This is a genomic window from Dorea sp. AF36-15AT (genome assembly GCF_003477705.1).
GTDB lineage: Bacteria > Bacillota > Clostridia > Lachnospirales > Lachnospiraceae > Claveliimonas > Claveliimonas ammoniilytica.
This window is the reverse complement of the sequence record NZ_QUDV01000002.1, coordinates 63807-82279: the sequence shown is the minus strand read 5'-3', so window position 1 is coordinate 82279 and position 18473 is coordinate 63807. Positions and strand designations below refer to the sequence as shown.

The following is an 18473-nucleotide window of genomic DNA, read 5'->3' as shown; positions in this document are numbered from 1 at the left end:
CCATTTACTGATCTAACTGATATCCATTTGGAGAAATGCTGAACTCCAGATTCTTCAGGAATGTAACATTTTTCTTCTCCACATCAGAGAGTAACGACTCGCTGAAATTTGCCGGTGCGATCGTTCCCGAATACCAGCTCTGGGAATTAAAATAGTTCTGCAGTTCCCGAGAATCAAACAGCCTTCCATGGCGTGCATAGATCTCATTCTTTGCATAATTGATCTGTTGCAAACTCAACCCTGCCACATCAGCATCTGTAAGCAGTCTGCTGCTGCTCTGCGGCAATACATAGCCACCCGCATCACCTGCAGTTTCCTCCACCGCTTCTTTCTCTTCTGTAATGGTCTCCGTCTTACCTTTTTCAAGCACCAGCTCTACGCCATCTTCATTCATTACCTTATTCGCTTCTAGATAAAGCTTATCGCCGTGCACGCTCAGATCGCCACCGATCTTCACTTTCTCGTTAGCCGCCAGTGCCGCAAGCAGACCTGTCTGTAATTTTGCATCATCCACATATACACTGCTCACATCTTCTACCAGCACCTTATCCCCGTCAGAATCCAGTGCATACACAGTCAGTCCATCTCCCCAGCTCAGAATCTCTGAGCCATTCGATGCCTTCTTAACATTTCCGGCCAGTGTACAATAACTGTTTTCGGTAGCATTAATATCCACCTTATCCAGATCCACTTCATCAGCATCTACTGTCTTTTCTTCTTTTTCATCAAGCTCTTCCAAATCTTTGGAGGCTTCCTTCGATGGTGCAAGCACCTGACTGTAAAGCAGATAACCGCCACCGCCCACAATCAGCAGACTGATCAATATAATTCCAATGATCAGCGGAATGCTGCCGCCTTTTTTCTTGTAAACCGGTGCATCTGCAGGATCATCCGGCATCTCCACATAGCGCTCCCCCTGAAATGCGCCGCAGTTCGGACAATGCACATCATTCTCATCAATCTTCGCGCCGCACTGTTGGCAAAACACCTTACCATCATCAGAATATGTATTCTTCTCATCATTCCTCATATCTTTTATCCTCCTCGCCAGATCACACCCGGCCCGACTTTTTCCGTCTTCAGCAGACATCTTAGATTCAGTATAGCATACCGCAGTGTTTATCTCAATGTCATATATGTTCAGAGCCATAAGGAACAAAGAATGTGCCTTGGCACATTCTCGCGCCTGCGGCGGTCGCTTGCGACATCTACCTCATCCGCCGCAGTGCGCATCCTCGCGGAGCGTTTTTTACTTTACAGGAAAGCAATTTCCTGTAAAGTAAAAAAATCACCGTCAATCGACGGTGATTTTCTGTATTTCGATGCTGTGTGGATTAAACCAGCTTAGCCGGGTTAATCTTTACTCCAGGTCCCATAGTAGAAGTAAGTGTCACACTCTTAAGGTACTGACCCTTAACTGCTGCCGGTCTGGCTTTATTAAGTGCATCAATAAGCGTCTGGAAGTTGTCTGCAAGCTGTTCCTCAGAGAAAGAAGCCTTTCCGATCGGAACGTGTACGATATTAGTCTTGTCAAGTCTGTACTCGATCTTACCAGCTTTGATATCGTTAACAGCCTTAGTAACATCCATTGTTACTGTACCAGCCTTCGGGTTTGGCATAAGTCCCTTAGGTCCAAGTACACGACCGATACGTCCAACAACGCCCATCATATCCGGTGTAGCTACTACTACGTCGAAATCGAACCAGTTTTCTTTCTGGATCTTCTCGATCAATTCCATTCCTCCTACGTAATCAGCACCAGCTGCTTTAGCTTCTTCAGCCTTAGCATCCTTAGCAAATACCAGGATACGAACTTTCTTACCAGTTCCGTGTGGCAGTACAACTGCTCCACGAATCTGCTGATCAGCGTGACGTCCGTCACATCCGGTTCTGATATGAGCCTCGATGGTCTCATCAAATTTGGCAACTGCTGTCTTCTTTACCAGAGCGATAGCCTCTTCTTTTCCGTAAAGATTACCTCTCTCGATATTCTTGGCAGCTTCGATATATTTCTTTCCGTGTTTCATTTAAAAATACCTCCTTGTGGTAATGTCGGGATAACCCTCCCACTGCGTTATATCATCAATTTCACTCAGTTATTCTCAGATTATTCAGTAACGGTAACACCCATAGAACGGCATGTACCTTCGATCATGCTCATAGCGCTCTCAACGCTTGCTGCGTTAAGGTCTGGCATCTTCAGCTCTGCGATTTCCTGAACCTGAGCCTTAGTGATTGTTGCTACCTTAGTCTTGTTCGGCACGCCTGAACCAGATTTGATGTTGCAGGCTTTCTTAATAAGAACTGCTGCCGGTGGTGTCTTTGTGATGAAACTAAAGCTTCTGTCATTGTAAACTGTGATTACTACAGGAATGATCAGATCTCCCTGATCTGCTGTTTTAGCATTGAACTGCTTTGTAAATTCTACAATGTTAACACCATGCTGTCCAAGTGCAGGTCCTACCGGAGGAGCCGGTGTTGCCTTACCTGCAGGAATCTGTAATTTGATATAACCTGTTACTTTTTTTGCCATTTTAATTACCTCCTTGTGGTAATGCCGGGGTAAATACCCCTCCCACTGATTTTAATCTTGATTTCCACAGCCAGCTGTGAAAAACGTACTACATCTTCTTAATTTCTGCGAAACTTAATTCTACTGGCGTCTCGCGGCCAAAAAGCTCTACATTGATGGTCAGACTCTGCTTCTGCAGATTCATAGACTGGACAACGCCAACTGTGTCTGCCCATGCTCCGGCAATAACCTGAATGGTATCTCCGATCTCGTAATCAGACTCGATATTCTCGCGCTTGATTCCAAGTCCGGCCATCTCAACATCCGTAAGCGGAACCGGTTTGGATCCAGGACCTACGAATCCTGTAACACCTCTTGTGTTACGTACTACATACCAAGTATCGTCGTTCATGATCATGTGGATCAGAACATAGCCGGGAAACATCTTCTTCTGTGCAGTCTTCGGAACTCCGTTCTTCATCTCGACTACATCCTGCATCGGAACTCTGACTTCCAGAATCTCATCTTCCAGATGTCTGTTCTCGATGGTCTTGTCAATGTTAGCCTTTACCTTGTTCTCATACCCGGAATAGGTATGAACCACGTACCATTTTGCTTCTGACATAAAATCACCTTTCTTGCATGCAGTTTATCAGTTATCTTACCAATAAATCCACTCCGTTCTGCACCAGGAAATCAATCACTGCAATGATCGCTCCCAATACAACGGATACAGAAACGACTGCCGCTGTCTGTTTTGCAAGTGTCTCTTTGTCCGGCCAGATGATCTTGCGGAATTCCGCTTTCAGACCTTTGAACCAGCTTTTCTTCTGAGCTTCTTTCTTACTCATGACATTCACACTCCTTTTCAGAACGACTTATTTCGTTTCTTTGTGCATTGTGTGTGATTTGCAGAACTTACAGTACTTCTTAGTCTCCATGCGTTCCGGATGAGCTTTCTTATCCTTAGTCATGTTGTAGTTACGCTGCTTGCATTCTGTACACTCTAAAGTAATTCTTGTACGCACAACTTCCACCTCGCTTCGTATTTACATTTTTACGTGTTACCGGTAGCTTGCGAGGCTACCTAAAATTAGGCATAAAAAAAAGACCTACTTCCATCGCTAGAATACTATAGCACAGTATTCGGACGGAAGTCAAGCCTTTTCTCCCTGCTCTGTCGCAAAACAGCTATTTATTTTGTGAGCTTTCTGCATTCCATATAATAACGCTTCTGGATATCTTCGCCAATGGAAAATGTCTTTCTCGGCAACACGCCTCCTGCTTCAATCGCGTCAAAAAGCGAACTCTTGTCAAAAGCTCCAAGGATCATTGCACATCCTCTTCCATCTTTTGCAATATGCTCTGCCGCCGCCTCACTATGTACATAGTCCAGTTCCTGCTCCGGATACTCTTTCAAATATTCATCCAGATATTTCTGAAGAAGCTCCACCGGCAAGTGACCAGCCCGGTTTCCAATCTTATAGGAAGATTTATTTTCCTTATATAAAAATGTCACATCCGCCTGCGCATCATCATCTGTCTGCGCAAGTCTCATATCCTGCTTTTTCAGATATTCCGCAAAGCCATTTGCCAGCGTATTATCATCACAGTTATACAACACTCTGTGGATCGGATAAAACAGCAATGACGGACTGTACAGATTCACAGCTTCCACCAGCGCATAACGCATCGGATGATCCGTCTGTTCTTCTTCCGTCAAATCCTTTTTCGCATTCTCCCAGCACGTCTTTGCCGAAGCAAGCGAATGATTGCCATCTCCAACCGCAAGGAAAATTCCCGGACACGCCGCTTCCATCTGCTGCAATCTCGCGGATACACGTTCCGCATACACTCCTGTCACCGCATATCCGGTCACATGACCACCATCTTCCATCAGCTCCGTATCGTACAGCTTCTCAAAACTCATACGTTCTTCATATAATGCTTCCAAAAGCTCCTTCTTCGGATCATCCATCAGCACCATTACGTGAGGACTTTCCAGCGATGCGCCTTCACGGATACCCACACGTACCGGAATTCGTTCTTTCACTGTAGCTTCCGTGGCACGCACCGGTGCATCGGTTCCCACATGATAGTCATATTTTTCCAAATCCAATTCTGCCACCAGACCAATCCGTTCTCCCACAGAAGTCTGCCGCACCGTCAGTACGTAGCCCTGATGTACGCGTTCCTTTAAGACTTCGTCTTTCAGATATGCAGACATCTCATTCTGAATCGCGGCAATGCGATCGGTGTATGCCTGTCTGTCATCTGTATTCAAATATATCTCCGGATAAATAAGCCGCAGCATAGACGGTGCATCCTGCACGTAATCTTCCACCCGCTTCCAATACTCCGGCTGTGCGGTAAACTGATCACATGCGATCACCGCCCATTTTTTCATATCTACATTCATGTCTGGCAGTAAAATATCTGCCGGACGCAGTGATGCCTCCGGCAGATATGATGTATGATCCATCCCATTCTCTGGTGATGTATTATTCTTCTGCAATTCCATATACTGTTCATCCTTCCACGTATGGTCTCTTTTGACCAGACCGTGTTTCTATTATATGCTCTGGATGATTAGAGTTCAACAGCTTTTTCGTTCTTCCTGATATCTGTGTATATCCTCCAGGCTGCAGATCACACACGTGCCTTCTTTTGCCAGTGTTCCTGCTATCTGCATGCCCTCCGGTCCACACCAGACACCGGATACGATTTCTCCGATATGATCCACAAGTTCCACATCTGACTGCACATAATCCGGATAATATTCTCCAAGTCCCTTTTCCCGGTTCACCTGCACGATCATATCATCCACCTGCTGAAGCGTCGCTACTGATGGATCGTCGCTCTCTATCGGCACCAGTGCCGGATGCATTTTCGCCAGATAATTCTGATTCTTGAACTCCTCGCAATACAGCTCATAGCAGGCACGGATCTCCGCAAGCGTCCTGCCTCCGTTACTTGCCAGTCTCCATCCTTCCGTGCGGACATATGCCATCCATCGTTCATGTTCCAGATTGTAATAAGCCGCACGCTCTGTTTCACTTAATGATGCCAGTATCTCAGCAAAATCCACCGGCTTTACGCACCTGCGGTAACATTCCAGTTCTTCGCCTTTTTCCGGCACACGCAGAATACCATATCCCATTTCCCATAATTTGGTATTGATATGCATGCCATTCGCTATACTCGACCGGCGATTGCCCTGCTTTTCATAAAAGTTCTGCACTGCATACCGTTGGGACTCTGCATCGGATCCCCGGTTCAGACGGAAATAATGTGACTGCACACCAAGTCCCAGATATTCCAGTACAAATGCCGCATCTGATTCATTACCATAATAAACCCCGCCACATCCAAACGGCACAATATCATAGGAAAGACTGGTCTTTCTTCTCGTATTTTCTGAAAGTTCACTGACCGCCATTTTCTTTGCCAAGCTTTGCACATACGCACAGATAAATGGTTTCGTATATCCCGTTTTTGCGCAAAAATGGCGTCTCATCCATACCGCTGCACGAATTGATCTCTCATCATCTCCCAGCGCTGATACACAATAGTCCACCTGTCCTAATGCGTCCAGTTCGCTCTGCATTGTGCCGCTGAATACATCGCCTTCGTGGATACAGATCTGATAATTTCCTTCCTCTGCCAGAAGTTCCGGACATTCTTCTTCCAATCTCTCTTGCAGATTTGTCCCCTCCAGGTCAAACAGATGAATATTCAGCTTATAGCTTATCATCTGACCACTCCAGACAGCCGCCTTCAGAAATTCACAGCCTGCTTTGCCACCGCCCACAATCAACAGCGTAAGCGTATTCTGCTTTGCTCCACCTGTCTTCATCTGATTCGTGTACAGCGGATATTCATATAACTGTTCATAGACTGCATCCCGTACTTCGTCTACAAGCACAACTTTCAGATCCTGCTTATCTTTGGCATCCAACAGAATCTCCGCTTCCGCATTGGTTGCATAACAATGAAGTGTCACATTTCTCTGACACAACCTCTGTTTGGTATACCAGGCTGATCCACCTGTCATGTCATGAATCATTTTCAGTGTCTGATCTACATTCGCATCATCGTCTTCTGAGATTATATAATAATTCACCCTGCGTCTCTGACTATTCAGTCTCACATGTATGATCTCTTCCGGCAAAAGCACCGCATTCAGCTTACGTGCACTTTTTTCCTGATCCGTATTAACACTGTCCTTCTTGTCAGAACAACAGAATACGATTTCCAGTCTGCGTCCCGCTTTTTTTGCACAACTCCACATATCGGTGGCAATCTCTAACGAACGTGTATTCAATTCCGAAAAGATATACAGATCATGTTTTTTCTTCAAACGCATCCGTAGCCGCTCAAATGTATTTGAAAAATACTGCAGCACCACGCCTAATGTAAATACCGGCGCCAGCAGATACAGCGTCGCCGCCAGCATTTTATACGGAAGCAGCATAGAACCGAGCATATCTCTCGTAAGCATACTGAGGATATCATCCGCACCGGTATCCACCACAAACATCCGAATACTGTGAGAAATACACATTGCCAGCGCGATTCCCGCATTCTCCTGCATATTCATCACCGGGAAACACATGGCTACCGACGCAAGAAATACACCCGCGCCCAGATATTGTATTCGACTTGCTCCCTGTTTTCTGCAGATGATATACACCACAGTCCCTGCTAGGACAAACAAAATTGCCATAGCAAAACATATCTTCCATATCATGTTCTAATTACTCCTTTATTCCGACACAAAGTACTGCTTTTTTTCTGCATCCGTAAGTGTCGCTCCATCCAGTACATCCTCTGCGCGTTTCTTCAGTTCCCGATAATCATATAACGGTGCGTAATAGCCATTCTCACCTACCAGCCGGACCACAAATATCTCATTGCCCTCAAAGCTGGCATATCCACTCGGCACATCCGCATAAGCGTAAAACTGTCCATCGTCATCTACCGAATATACTCTCAGGCTGGAATCCTTATAATCGCCATCACTCCACCTGTAACCACGATACATAAGTCCAAAATAATTGCTATTTCCATCTGTCACAAGATTGCCACTGGCATCTCCGGAATCATCCTCCATCCGCACTTTGCCGGATTCCACATCCCACATAGTCAGATACTGATTGTCACCATAGCTTAACAGATACTGATCCTGATTCATAAATGCACACTGCATCGATTTGTAATATCCGCTGGCAAGCGACTGCTTACAATTTCCCGTTTCCAGATCCAGGATATCGATCGTACCATCTGTCGTATATACTGCAAGTACCGGGCTTTCCTTACCCAATGCAAATCCGTTCCGAGCTCCTACCGGATACTCCCGCTTGCCATCGATCTTCTTCCATTTTCCTGCTTCTACATCCCATACTTTCAAAAAATAGGAACCATAATCACGCACCTCCATAATCACATATTTATCATCTGCTGTGACTGCAATATCGTCAATAGAATTTTCTGCATCCACGAACTTCTCATCATCTACAAGACCGCCTTTATTCGAAACATCAATCCCGTCTTCCGTCATATCTGCCACAATAAAACGGCGCCAACCATATACAACGCATCTTTCTGTCTGATGAAAACACTGCACAGCATAATTCTGGTAATCACTTTCTTTCAGAAGCTGTCTCCACAACACCTTCCCCGTATCCAAGTCTACCAGTGTCTCACCTCTTGCTTTGTCATAAAACATCAGGCAGGTCTGATTCTCCAGTTTGCAGATGCTCACATCTTTTATCTCGGAATCTTCTTCACACTGGTATTCATAGATTACTTTATCCTCCCCAACTTTCAGTACGCTCAGTGTCTTAACATCTCCTATTACGTCATCTCCTCCTTCGACCACACGATACGTAGCCGTATCATCCCCCTCAGGGACTGATATATATTCTATATCGTTACACGAACTGTCAAATGTGAGTTCCTTCATCTGTGTATCCTGTACCAGTCTGCAAAAAGTTACTTTTCTTCCAGACTCTTCTGTCCTAACTACACTTCTCATCGCATCGCTATATTCCACATTTCCAATATTCTTATGAATTTCTCCGATCACCAGATCTCCGACATTCCCAATAATTTCCCCCGCGAATGCCGGATACATTCTTCCATCCTCCAGGCCTACTATATACCTCTCATCCCGTTCATGTCTCACACCTGCAATATTGCTGGAATATACCTGCGAGCACACAGTATTTCCCGTTTCTGAGTCTAATTGTAAAAATTTATCTTTCAGCGACACTGCTATCATACCCTGTTCCTTTCCATCCGTATTCGCAGAAGCCATCTGTATGGTACATGGTCTGGATATTGCCTGTACGTCATAGTCTTCCGATGTCCAAATGCATTCTCCAGACTCCGTATCATACATTGTCACATAATACCTGCATGGAGGTTTATCTTCATATGCCTTCGCTCTTCCCACAAGTTCACACTGCACCACTGCCACACGATGTTCCCCCGCATATGTCATCACATCCGAATCCGCATCAGAAAGCCTGGTAATGCTCTCATCTGCAAGAGACACACATATGACACCTCTTTCAATATTTTCCTCCGCAGGACTGCCAGCACTCATCGCAATTTCGCTTCCATCTTCATTAAACACCATAGATGATATAATAAACCATCTATCACTTTCATACTCATACTCTATCTGATGTATACATGCTTTCTGTTCCAGATCATAAATCCACAGAATCTGTCCATCTGTAACAGCAAGTTTCATACCAGATATTGCATAGTAAGGATTCACAGCCTTAGTTTCTTCTCCCTGACGTTCGATCTTACTTATAACTTTTTTCTTCTTCCAGTCCAGAATCAGAATTTGTTCGTCAGACACTGCAACCATCTGATTGTTTGATATTGGTGCGATATACTGAAATGCACCGCCATCATACCCTTTCAATTTGCCCGGATTTATCTTCCATGTACAGGTACCTGATTCAACATCCAGTACATACGCTGTTCCCTGCTGATCCAGACAAAAATATGCCGTTCCGTCCGGGCTCAGGTATTCTTGCTGATCCCCATCCTGTGCCCGCACCTGTGCATCCAGTTCATAAGAGCGATCCGTCTTATAGTCTATGATTGTATCCGTGTGCTGATAAGAATACAGCGCCTGGTTCAATGCATACATCTGCTCCGGCACCACCGGTTCATCGGCGTCCGGATCGTCCGGCGTGATCGCCATCACGGTCTTAAGTGCACCCATTCGGTCACCGCTGTCTAACAGATCCCCGGAAATGCCCGCAAGATATCTTGCCTGATTGCGCCTCGCCTCCTGATACTGTGCTTCCGTCTTTGCTGCCTGATACAGTGTAAATGCGGTCACTCCGACTGCCAACACTGCTGCCGCACTCACACCCGCGATCACACGGCGGAACATGTAATCCCGGTGTCTCTGCTTCAGCTCATCATAAGTACAGCCAAGCATCGGCGCTAATATTCTTAAAAACTCTTCCTTCAGCTTCTTCTCTATCTCTCTGTGATCGGCACCTCTCACATCTGCTGCCATCGGCTCGATGCGTTCACGAACTGTTTCTGCCTTACCGTCCGGTCGATGCAATATTTTCTCTTCATAACACAAGCTATCCGGGAACGCCACTTCCGGCTCACCTTCTGCCAGCAGTGTCAGCACTTTGTCCTTCGTATGCGTCAGCAGAAATGTCTCAATCTCCCGCTGTACCCATTCCGACTTCACGGATCTCGGTGAGCAGATAACGATCAGATATTCCGAATTTTCCAGTGCCTCACAGATACCCATTGCCAGATTTGCAGACAATGGAAGTTCCTCTCTGTCGCGAAATACCCGTTCAATCTTTTTCTTACCGCTGATCTCCTGAATCTTCTTCGGCACCTTATAATGCTCCAGCATGGTATGCAGCTTTCCTGCTACAAATGCATCCGGCTCGCTGTGACTGTAACTGATAAATGCATCATACCTGACCGGTTCTTTATCTTTGATCAGTTCATAGGTCTCTTCAAACGTATCTCTGTCCACAAAGTTAAACTCAGCATCCACAATATTTCCACCGGCATTCCGCTTAATCTCATAGAATACAAGTGCCGCATCACTGGATGCGGTAAGCTTTGTACCCCAACCGGTTCCCTTAAAATAATGTTCCGGATCTTCCTTATGAAGTTCCAGCCTTCCCTGCTCTATGAGGAACTCAACCTCCGGGCACATTGCATCACCCATCATCCAGACTTCCCGGTCTTTTGGAAACTGCTCATACTGATCACCATCTATATGCCTGTGATTCTTTTCAAAGAACTCTGCCTTATTGGGGTACGGTCTGCCGAATGCATCTAGCTTCACATAGTCTCCTGCATTTGCCGTCTCCCCCTTTTCATCTTTCGTTTCCATTGTATGTACTTCAAAGGTTCCGTCATCTGATTGACTTACCAGACCTTCTTTTATCAGTCTGTCAAGCCCTTCACTCTGTTCTCCCAGTCTGTACGCATTTACCCTTACCGGCTTCTTTCTTGCTCTTCTCATCTCTCTACTCCCAGTACACGATCAGCACACTGCTGGCCGGCTGATATTCCCATCGCGTTTCTTTCGGCTCCTGTCCGCTCTGTGCTTTCATATATTCCATCATCTGCTGTGACAGATCGCCTTTCAGCTGTTCCATAATCTGATTCATCAGATCATTACTTGCATACTGAATCTTTGTATATTTTTTTCCATCATTATAGGCCTGTTTCATAATATCCAGTGTCATTCCGGCATCTGCCGTTTCCAGATATCTGCCCTTCATCCGATAATATTCCAGAGAAGTATCCGTACATTCCGGCAGCGGATAAGTACTATCCGGTGTATGTGTCTGATTCAGCATCTGCCCGGAACAGCACAGGTATTCATATGCAATAAACTCTTTCGTCACATCTTCTCCCTGCAGTTCCCGGTAACCAGGATCCCCCCAGGTAGTGTCCACGTAATAATACTGTCCATCACATTTCACGATATTCCATGCGTGTGGTCCGCCTCCTCCGGTTCCCGTTACCCAGATACAATCCACGCCTGCCCGGTCAAGCAGGTACTTCGTAGCTCCTGCATATCCCGCACACACCGTTGTCCAGTTACCAAATACACTATATATATTCTGATTATCCGGGGCAGACAGATCATATTCCGTCATGTCTACCAGCGTCTCAAAGACATATTTCACCTTATCGTAATCCGAACCGCCAGCCGGCACTCCTGCCAATATCTCTTCTGACTGTTGCTTTACGATTGCCTCTCTCTTTTCACGCTCTGCACCCGTATAATTATAATTCAAATTCAAGATCACCCCTGTCGGGTTCGTATTGTATGTATACTGCAGACAATCCAGCCAGAAATACTCCGGCCAGTCCAGATACACACTCTGGAAGATCCGTGCCAGCTGATCCTTATCTATCCCTTCCAGCTCAACGGATGCTTCCTCATTTTCTATTGCATCGCACACTTTGTCATAACAATTTTTCTCTGTACCATCCAGCAGAGAATAATAATATCTCAGGTAATTTTCTTTCGGTTCTTTTTCTTTATCTTTATCATCTGCCTGTGCCTGATCCTGCACATCTTTCGCCTTGTCCGGGTCATCCTTCTGATCCGGCGTCAGATCTTTCACATCCTGTGTAACCGCCTTAACAAAATCCGTCGGTGACACTTCTATCATTACACCGCCGAAAAACAGCACCAATGATAACAATATATATTTAATAACTGATAACCCTTTTTTCATTCCTTAAGTCTCCCTGATTAATTGATGGTATCTGCCCAAATCCCCATCATATGTAATGCAGTAAAAGCGGAGTATGCCTCTTTATGAGTGCATGCTCCGCTCCTGCTGTCCATCTCTTACAGCGGCGGAAATTCCTGAAACGGTGTACGTTTCTTTTCCTGCTGATAAGACAGAGAATATTTCTTCATATACTGAATAAATCCTCTTCCATACTCATCTCTCCGCATCATCGTTCGAACCTGCTCTCTCTTTCCGTAAGCAGTCTCATTCAGATACAGCAGATACTGGATCTCGGCCCATTTCGCCATACCTTCATATACTTCCAGACGATTCTGTGCCCCATAAGCTTCTATGATCTTCTTATCATCCCAGTTTTGATATTGCCAGATATGAGTCAGTTCGTGAGCAATCGTTGCCATAGCAGCGAGCCTCGGTGAGCCATTTTCAATATACAGACTGTAACCGGACGCATCTTTCTGTGCAAATCCAAGCACTCTTCCATCCACACCCGGTGTCGGTACAAAGTCTTCACCAAAATGCTTTGCGATCGTCCTCGCATCTGTCATGCGTACTTTAATCGCCGCATTGATCTTAATGCCATAGAAGATCTCCATATTGCGAAGTACCATCTTATACACATCTTTGAATTCTTCCCCTGTCCGCAGTGCGGTTGAAGAACAGTGGCTGCACCGCTCTCTGCCATCCTTCAGCACATCGTACTCACCGCCTGCAATCTCTACGCCACAGAAATCACAGAAATGAGCACCAAGTTTATCCGGATCATATGCCCTGATATATTCCTGCGCTGCCTTTTCCTTATCGCGCACCTGCTGGAGTGGGTTATGGTCATAGCCATATGCCGCCAGATATGCTGTCGTGCCTGCAAAATCCAGGAAACCGTCAATCTCATCATATCCATATTTCAGGAAGCAGTGCTTTTGATATTCCGTAAGTTCATGGTTCTCCTGTTCGTCCTGCACGAGCTGCTCCGGTTCTTTCGTTTCTGTACTTTCCAGATCCGATTTTTGCTCTTCGCCCTCAGAATATGTAAATTCCGGCTCCTCATCCTTCAATGCCGGCTGCACCTCTGCCTGCTGTTTCTTTCCAGACAGCTTCTCTTTAATCTTCTGGATAATGCCTTTCTTCTTTTCTGCCGTCTGCTCTGCCTCCGGGCGTTCCTCCGGTTCCGGGAATTCCGGCACAAACTTCTCGACCGGTTTCTCCTTCTTCGGATGCTCTTTCATCTTTCTCTCATGCCATCCCAGAAGTTCCGTGATAATCTCAAAATATCGCTCCAGATTACGCTCCACAGAGGTAATCAGTCCCAGATCAATCTCACTGTCTTCTACAATGTATATGCCCGGTTCTTCAGATTCACTCTCCATTGAATACATCGCATATTTCAGATTCTCCGGAATCTCACTTTCCGTACTGAATGGAGTCACCGCACAGATATATGGATATGCATCCGGATAAGTTGTGCGGAAAATCTCATTAAGCATCAGTGCCATCGTATAACGGATCCGTTCAGATGCTCCCGGAAATACCACTTTCATCACCAGTTTATTGCGATATGAACGCACTGGAATACTGCTTACATAGATATGACGGCCATTTTTCAGATCATGGTAATCCTGCATTTCCAGATATCCGTCTGTCTGCACTTCTACCTGACAATATCCTTTCAGAATACGGATATCCCCAAGTGATTTCTGACCGCCCACGCTGGTATCATCCTGCCAGTTACGAATCGCAATATGACGAATCTGACGGTAATACTTACGCCCCGTAATATGGTCGGCTGCTCTTCTTACAACTACGCCATTGCGCGGTGTGATCGACTGCACTTCATAGTATTTGCCCCCATAAGTCAGGAACTGCCCAGGAATCAGCGCCTGGAAAATGTGTCCGTAAAGCTTCGCACCGATATAATATGTCTCTCCCTTTTCATCCTCTGCAATATAATATGCATTCTTCAGATTCTTGACAAACTCAGCGATCTCTGTATGTTCTTCGATCTCATAATACTTTCTGGTGATGGTCCGAAGTCCGTCTTCCATCAGTTCATCCCGGAAATGTATCCGGATATTAATCTCATCAATATTACAATGCTTATAGATCAGCTCTTTCAATGTATCTGCCGGTGTATCCTCATCGTACACAATACCGCTTACCATGAATGCTTCTGCAATATCATCCTCACATACCGGTTCACCTGCCATACGCATCAGGAGTTTTAACACGGTATTACGCTCTGACCTGGTATAATCTGCTACGATAGTCGGTACTGCTTTCGGGTCTGCCAGAAATGTCTTTGCATTTGCAAACATATAGTCTCTCAGCAGATAGTTCTCGCTGACCACATTGATAAATCCCTGCTGTTTTGCTCTGGTCGCATAGAGGCGCACCATCTCGAACAGATTCTGGAATTCATCTTCCACAACCAGAAACGCATTTTCCTGCGACCTTGCACTCCAGAGATTGGAGTCCACCTGAAATGCTTTATTAAAGCTTTCCTGGCTTACCGGAAGATCTGCAAATCCACAGATTTTTTTATAATACTGTCCTGCGATCCATTTCATATCCAGAACCGGGAATTTATCACCACTGAACCATTTGGTATTCGCGATCTGATATTTTAATGCTACCGAATTAATCTCTGTACCGATACCCATATATCGGGAAATATTGGAGAATATTCTGTGGTGCATGTATTCGCCGTCCGCATCCCAGCACATGATCGATGTGATCGATGCACTCTGGCTGGTTGCCGATACTTCTGTAATATTCGTACGAAGTGTATGCGACAACGCATCTACCAGCCCGTCACAGTTACGGTCACAAGCAGCATACACAACCGGCACTTCTTTATGAAATCTTCCAACCAGCAGATTCAATCCAATCTGTCCGGTCGCCAGAAGCTTCGATGGTTCTACGATAAATACGAATCCGACTTTTTCAAAAAACTCTGCATTTCTCTGCTGTATTTCAAAATTAAACAGATCACTGAATTTCAGAATCCCGATATCAGCATTCGTCACAGCCGTGTTCAGTACTTCTACTTTCCACAGACTGTCCGTATTGATCTGTTCTATGATTCCCTGCTCCAGCCACAGTTTCACATCATCCGTGGAGGAGTCTCTACCCATGACCACCAGAGTCTTCCGATTCTTCATCAGCTGTCTCGTCATCGGAATCATCAGATAATCTGTCAGATCCCGGTAAAATGGGTTACAGAACAATACGCTCTGTCCTTTCATCAGCTTAATGCAGCTCTTTACATATCCCGGATCAATGTCCTTGCCACTTTCCTTCAGCACCCGGAAATATCTGCCAAGATTCGCTGATGCGCCATCCTTGCTCTCGCAGAGCTCTTCCAGCGTCTCAAATGCTGCCGGAACACCAATACCATTATCGATTGTCGTATCATATAATACATGCTTGCCAAACAGAGTCTTCAGCACATCTCGCAGAAGGCCATAATTGGCCACCTTGTAAGCATCTTCATCTTCACCGAGGATATCCCCGATAAACTGTCTCTTGGTAAGACCGGACAAAAAGCAGATCATTTCGCCCAGCACGATCAAGCCAAATACCGGATAAAATACCGACCGGAATGCCGCAAATGTCGGAAAGTACTGTGACAGCACAAACACCAGTGCCGACACGCCGACTGCCGTATAATAGATGCCTTTCCACATGAACCGAATCTGTGAATATTCCGGCTTTATAAACCATTTATCCAGCTCTTTATCATACTCATAGCACCAGCCACAGGCTGTTTCAATCAATCCTTCTGCTGCGTGGTGCTTCTTTTTCAGAACATGCAGTGCAATCAGCTTCACGATCAGGAATCCTGCCACCATCAGAAGATTCACCAGATACACCAGATACTTCTGAAGCTTCAGTTGTCGAAGTGCCGGAAGCGTCTTAACTCCATATGCAACCAATTCTGTAGTCACACCATAGATCCCATTCAAAAAGATCAGCACGACCAGACAATACACAAATGCAATTACCGGCATCGGGAACTGCCTTGCACGTTCCGACTCATTCAGATTAATCTTCAGACTCGCTGTACAGAGGAGTATGAAAGATGCTGTACAGAGTATAATTTTGATCAATTGCATTATCCCTGTCATGACTCTTCTCCTTTCACATCCTCATACAGATCTTCTCTCTCAATCTTCAGACCTGCAATAAATTTGTACGGAGCCCAGATCATATCTCCCGCTGTATTAAGCGGAATCTCTGTCTTCCCTCCGTCTATTTCATAATAGTAAAGCCTGTTATCCTTTGGCACCTTATCTTCATCAAAAAATCTGGTTACATTCTTTTCAAATGCTGCCGCTCTTCGAATACCAAACGCTTCCGCCAGCTCTTCATCTCTTGCGATCGTTGTCCTGAGTGCCTGCTTATGCGTCCGAAGCTTCTGCACGCGTGCTGACACCGCATCCTTGCGCTTTGTGACCCCTGCATAGATAGACTGTGCCTTCATATAAGTACAGAGGGTTGAAAAATACTCCTCATACTTATGCGCAGAAGTATTTACACTATTAACTACCGAACGCATCAGATCATTGAACCGCTCCATACTCGCCACGATCTGCTTTCTGAGAAGAACCAAGGCAACGATTCCTCCGATTGCCACAATCAACGTCGCTCCAAGACTTATGCCAAGTGCTCCCGCAAATGCCCCACCTCCATTACGAAGCGAGTTGAACATATACGGAATATATCCCATCAGATATACAAGCAGAATTAACACTCCTGTGCTGATCACAACACCTCGGCGCATCCGCACCGCAATGTCTTTTTTCACCTTCCTGTCAATCTCATGAACCTTCTTCTGAATCTGCTTTCCATCCACTGTACTTCTGGTATCGCTGGTCAGTATCTGTAGTTCCAGCGTATCCAGCTCTTCTTCCAGTTCTTCAATCTGAAAGCGATCCAGTTCGTACTCTTCATCAAAAAAGCTTTCTGCACGAGATTTCACCTGCGCCGCCGCACGGTCTACCGCCCGTCTCGGCATCTTCAGATATCGTTCCACATTATCCGACTTTTCGCGCACACTGGTATTCCAATACATCAGTTCATCTGCCGGACAGTCTCTGCTAAGCCCGATATCTTTTGTCGAAATATACAGATCTTTTCCGGATACTTCTGTGAAGATTACCGGTATACGCTGCTTTTCAACAATCCTGGCACCATCCTCAAATGCATTCTCCGGCTTCATATCGAGCCTCGTCTGTACAAACGCAGACGCTGCTTCCATTTTATTCAGATGCTGGTTCAACGTCTCTCCCAGTTCTTCTTTTGACACCTCGATCTGCATCCGGTACAGCTTATATGCCTGCAGGATGCTGGCCGGTATATGGTTCACAGCCACCGTCAGTATGCCCATCCAGAATTCCACCAGTTCTCTGGTATAGCGGCTGTTCTCCGGATTCGTAATATCGCCGCAGATAAAACGGCAGATGCCCGGATAGTTATTTCTCCGGCTGAAATCAGAACTCTCCATCTCAAACGGAGACTTCCATGACTCATAGATATAATTCTCATCATCCGGATGTCTGCGCAGAGAGAACAGGTAGACTTCCTGCGGACGCACATCAGAAAACGTATACTTTTCTTCCAATGCCTTTCTCGCCTTTTCTGCTTCCTCCGATACTCTCTCCTGCAGATAGATCGGACGCAGACCGTCACGGTATTGTTCTGACAGGGCATAGAACTCTTCTCTGGAAAGTTCGGAAGCTCTTACTCTGTGAGTCACTCCCGTCTCTACATCCACATACTCATAAGCTTCTTCAAAATTCTTAACCGGCGCTGCCGGATATCCACAGATCATATGCGTCAGACGCACCAATGGTATCGCACTATCCTGCGGCACGGCATCCTCCGCTGCTTTTGCAGCCTCTGCCGGAAAATCAAATGGATTCTTCTCATCCGGCACCGGACCTTTCCGATTGCCATAGACAAGCTCTGCACTTACGATCACAGTCCTCCAGTCAACTTTTCCTCTGATCTGTTTGTACAGATCCGGGACAGACGTTTCAAGGTCTGTTCCGGATTCATTCCAGTCACAGAAACTAATGGCTCCCTTATCCACAAACGGTTGAAAAAGATAGCGGTATTCTCTCAGCAGATCCGATGAGTGCTTACTCAGTATTATCACTGTATGCATTACTTTCACCGCC

Annotated in this window: 12 protein-coding genes; all 12 read right to left on the bottom strand. The window is 45.7% G+C overall.

Annotated elements, in window-relative coordinates; translation table 11 throughout:
- Window positions 1–4: 4 nt before the first annotated feature.
- Complete coding sequence (locus tag DWZ93_RS04500; RefSeq protein ID WP_158574284.1) at window positions 5–1030, bottom strand: YARHG domain-containing protein; 1026 nt, start codon at window positions 1028–1030, stop codon at window positions 5–7.
- Between the two features lie 304 nt (window positions 1031–1334).
- Window positions 1335–2027 carry a 50S ribosomal protein L1 gene (gene rplA / locus DWZ93_RS04495; protein ID WP_118384163.1) on the bottom strand — a complete coding sequence of 231 codons (693 nt, stop codon included), beginning with the start codon at window positions 2025–2027 and terminating at the stop codon, window positions 1335–1337.
- Window positions 2028–2107: 80 nt separating this feature from the next.
- Window positions 2108–2533 carry a 50S ribosomal protein L11 gene (rplK, locus tag DWZ93_RS04490; protein ID WP_118384164.1) on the bottom strand — a complete coding sequence of 142 codons (426 nt, stop codon included), beginning with the start codon at window positions 2531–2533 and terminating at the stop codon, window positions 2108–2110.
- A gap of 88 nt (window positions 2534–2621) precedes the next feature.
- Window positions 2622–3137: a transcription termination/antitermination protein NusG gene (gene nusG / locus DWZ93_RS04485; protein ID WP_118384165.1), complete on the bottom strand. Its 516-nt coding sequence runs from the start codon at window positions 3135–3137 to the stop codon at window positions 2622–2624.
- Between the two features lie 31 nt (window positions 3138–3168).
- Window positions 3169–3363, bottom strand: a complete 195-nt coding sequence (gene secE, locus DWZ93_RS04480; RefSeq protein ID WP_118384166.1) for a preprotein translocase subunit SecE — start codon at window positions 3361–3363, stop codon at window positions 3169–3171.
- Window positions 3364–3390: 27 nt separating this feature from the next.
- Window positions 3391–3540: a 50S ribosomal protein L33 gene (rpmG, locus tag DWZ93_RS04475; protein ID WP_118384167.1), complete on the bottom strand. Its 150-nt coding sequence runs from the start codon at window positions 3538–3540 to the stop codon at window positions 3391–3393.
- Window positions 3541–3707: 167 nt separating this feature from the next.
- The gene (locus DWZ93_RS04470) at window positions 3708–5033 is read right to left on the bottom strand and encodes a DUF1015 domain-containing protein (protein WP_243061114.1); all 1326 of its coding nucleotides are present in this window, start codon (window positions 5031–5033) and stop codon (window positions 3708–3710) included.
- Between the two features lie 75 nt (window positions 5034–5108).
- A complete protein-coding gene (locus DWZ93_RS04465) occupies window positions 5109–7262 on the bottom strand; it encodes a hypothetical protein (protein ID WP_118452094.1) in 2154 nt (717 codons plus the stop codon).
- A 15-nt stretch (window positions 7263–7277) separates the two neighbouring features.
- On the bottom strand, window positions 7278–11045 hold the full coding sequence (locus DWZ93_RS04460) for a toll/interleukin-1 receptor domain-containing protein (protein WP_118452093.1): 3768 nt from the start codon (window positions 11043–11045) through the stop codon (window positions 7278–7280).
- A gap of 4 nt (window positions 11046–11049) precedes the next feature.
- Window positions 11050–12276, bottom strand: coding sequence for a transglutaminase domain-containing protein (locus DWZ93_RS04455; protein ID WP_118452092.1), 1227 nt, complete (start codon window positions 12274–12276; stop codon window positions 11050–11052).
- Between the two features lie 116 nt (window positions 12277–12392).
- Window positions 12393–16418: a hypothetical protein gene (locus tag DWZ93_RS04450; protein WP_118452091.1), complete on the bottom strand. Its 4026-nt coding sequence runs from the start codon at window positions 16416–16418 to the stop codon at window positions 12393–12395.
- Complete coding sequence (locus tag DWZ93_RS04445) at window positions 16415–18460, bottom strand: hypothetical protein (protein ID WP_118452090.1); 2046 nt, start codon at window positions 18458–18460, stop codon at window positions 16415–16417. Before DWZ93_RS04445 ends, DWZ93_RS04450 begins: the two co-directional genes overlap by 4 nt.
- Window positions 18461–18473 lie beyond the last annotated feature (13 nt).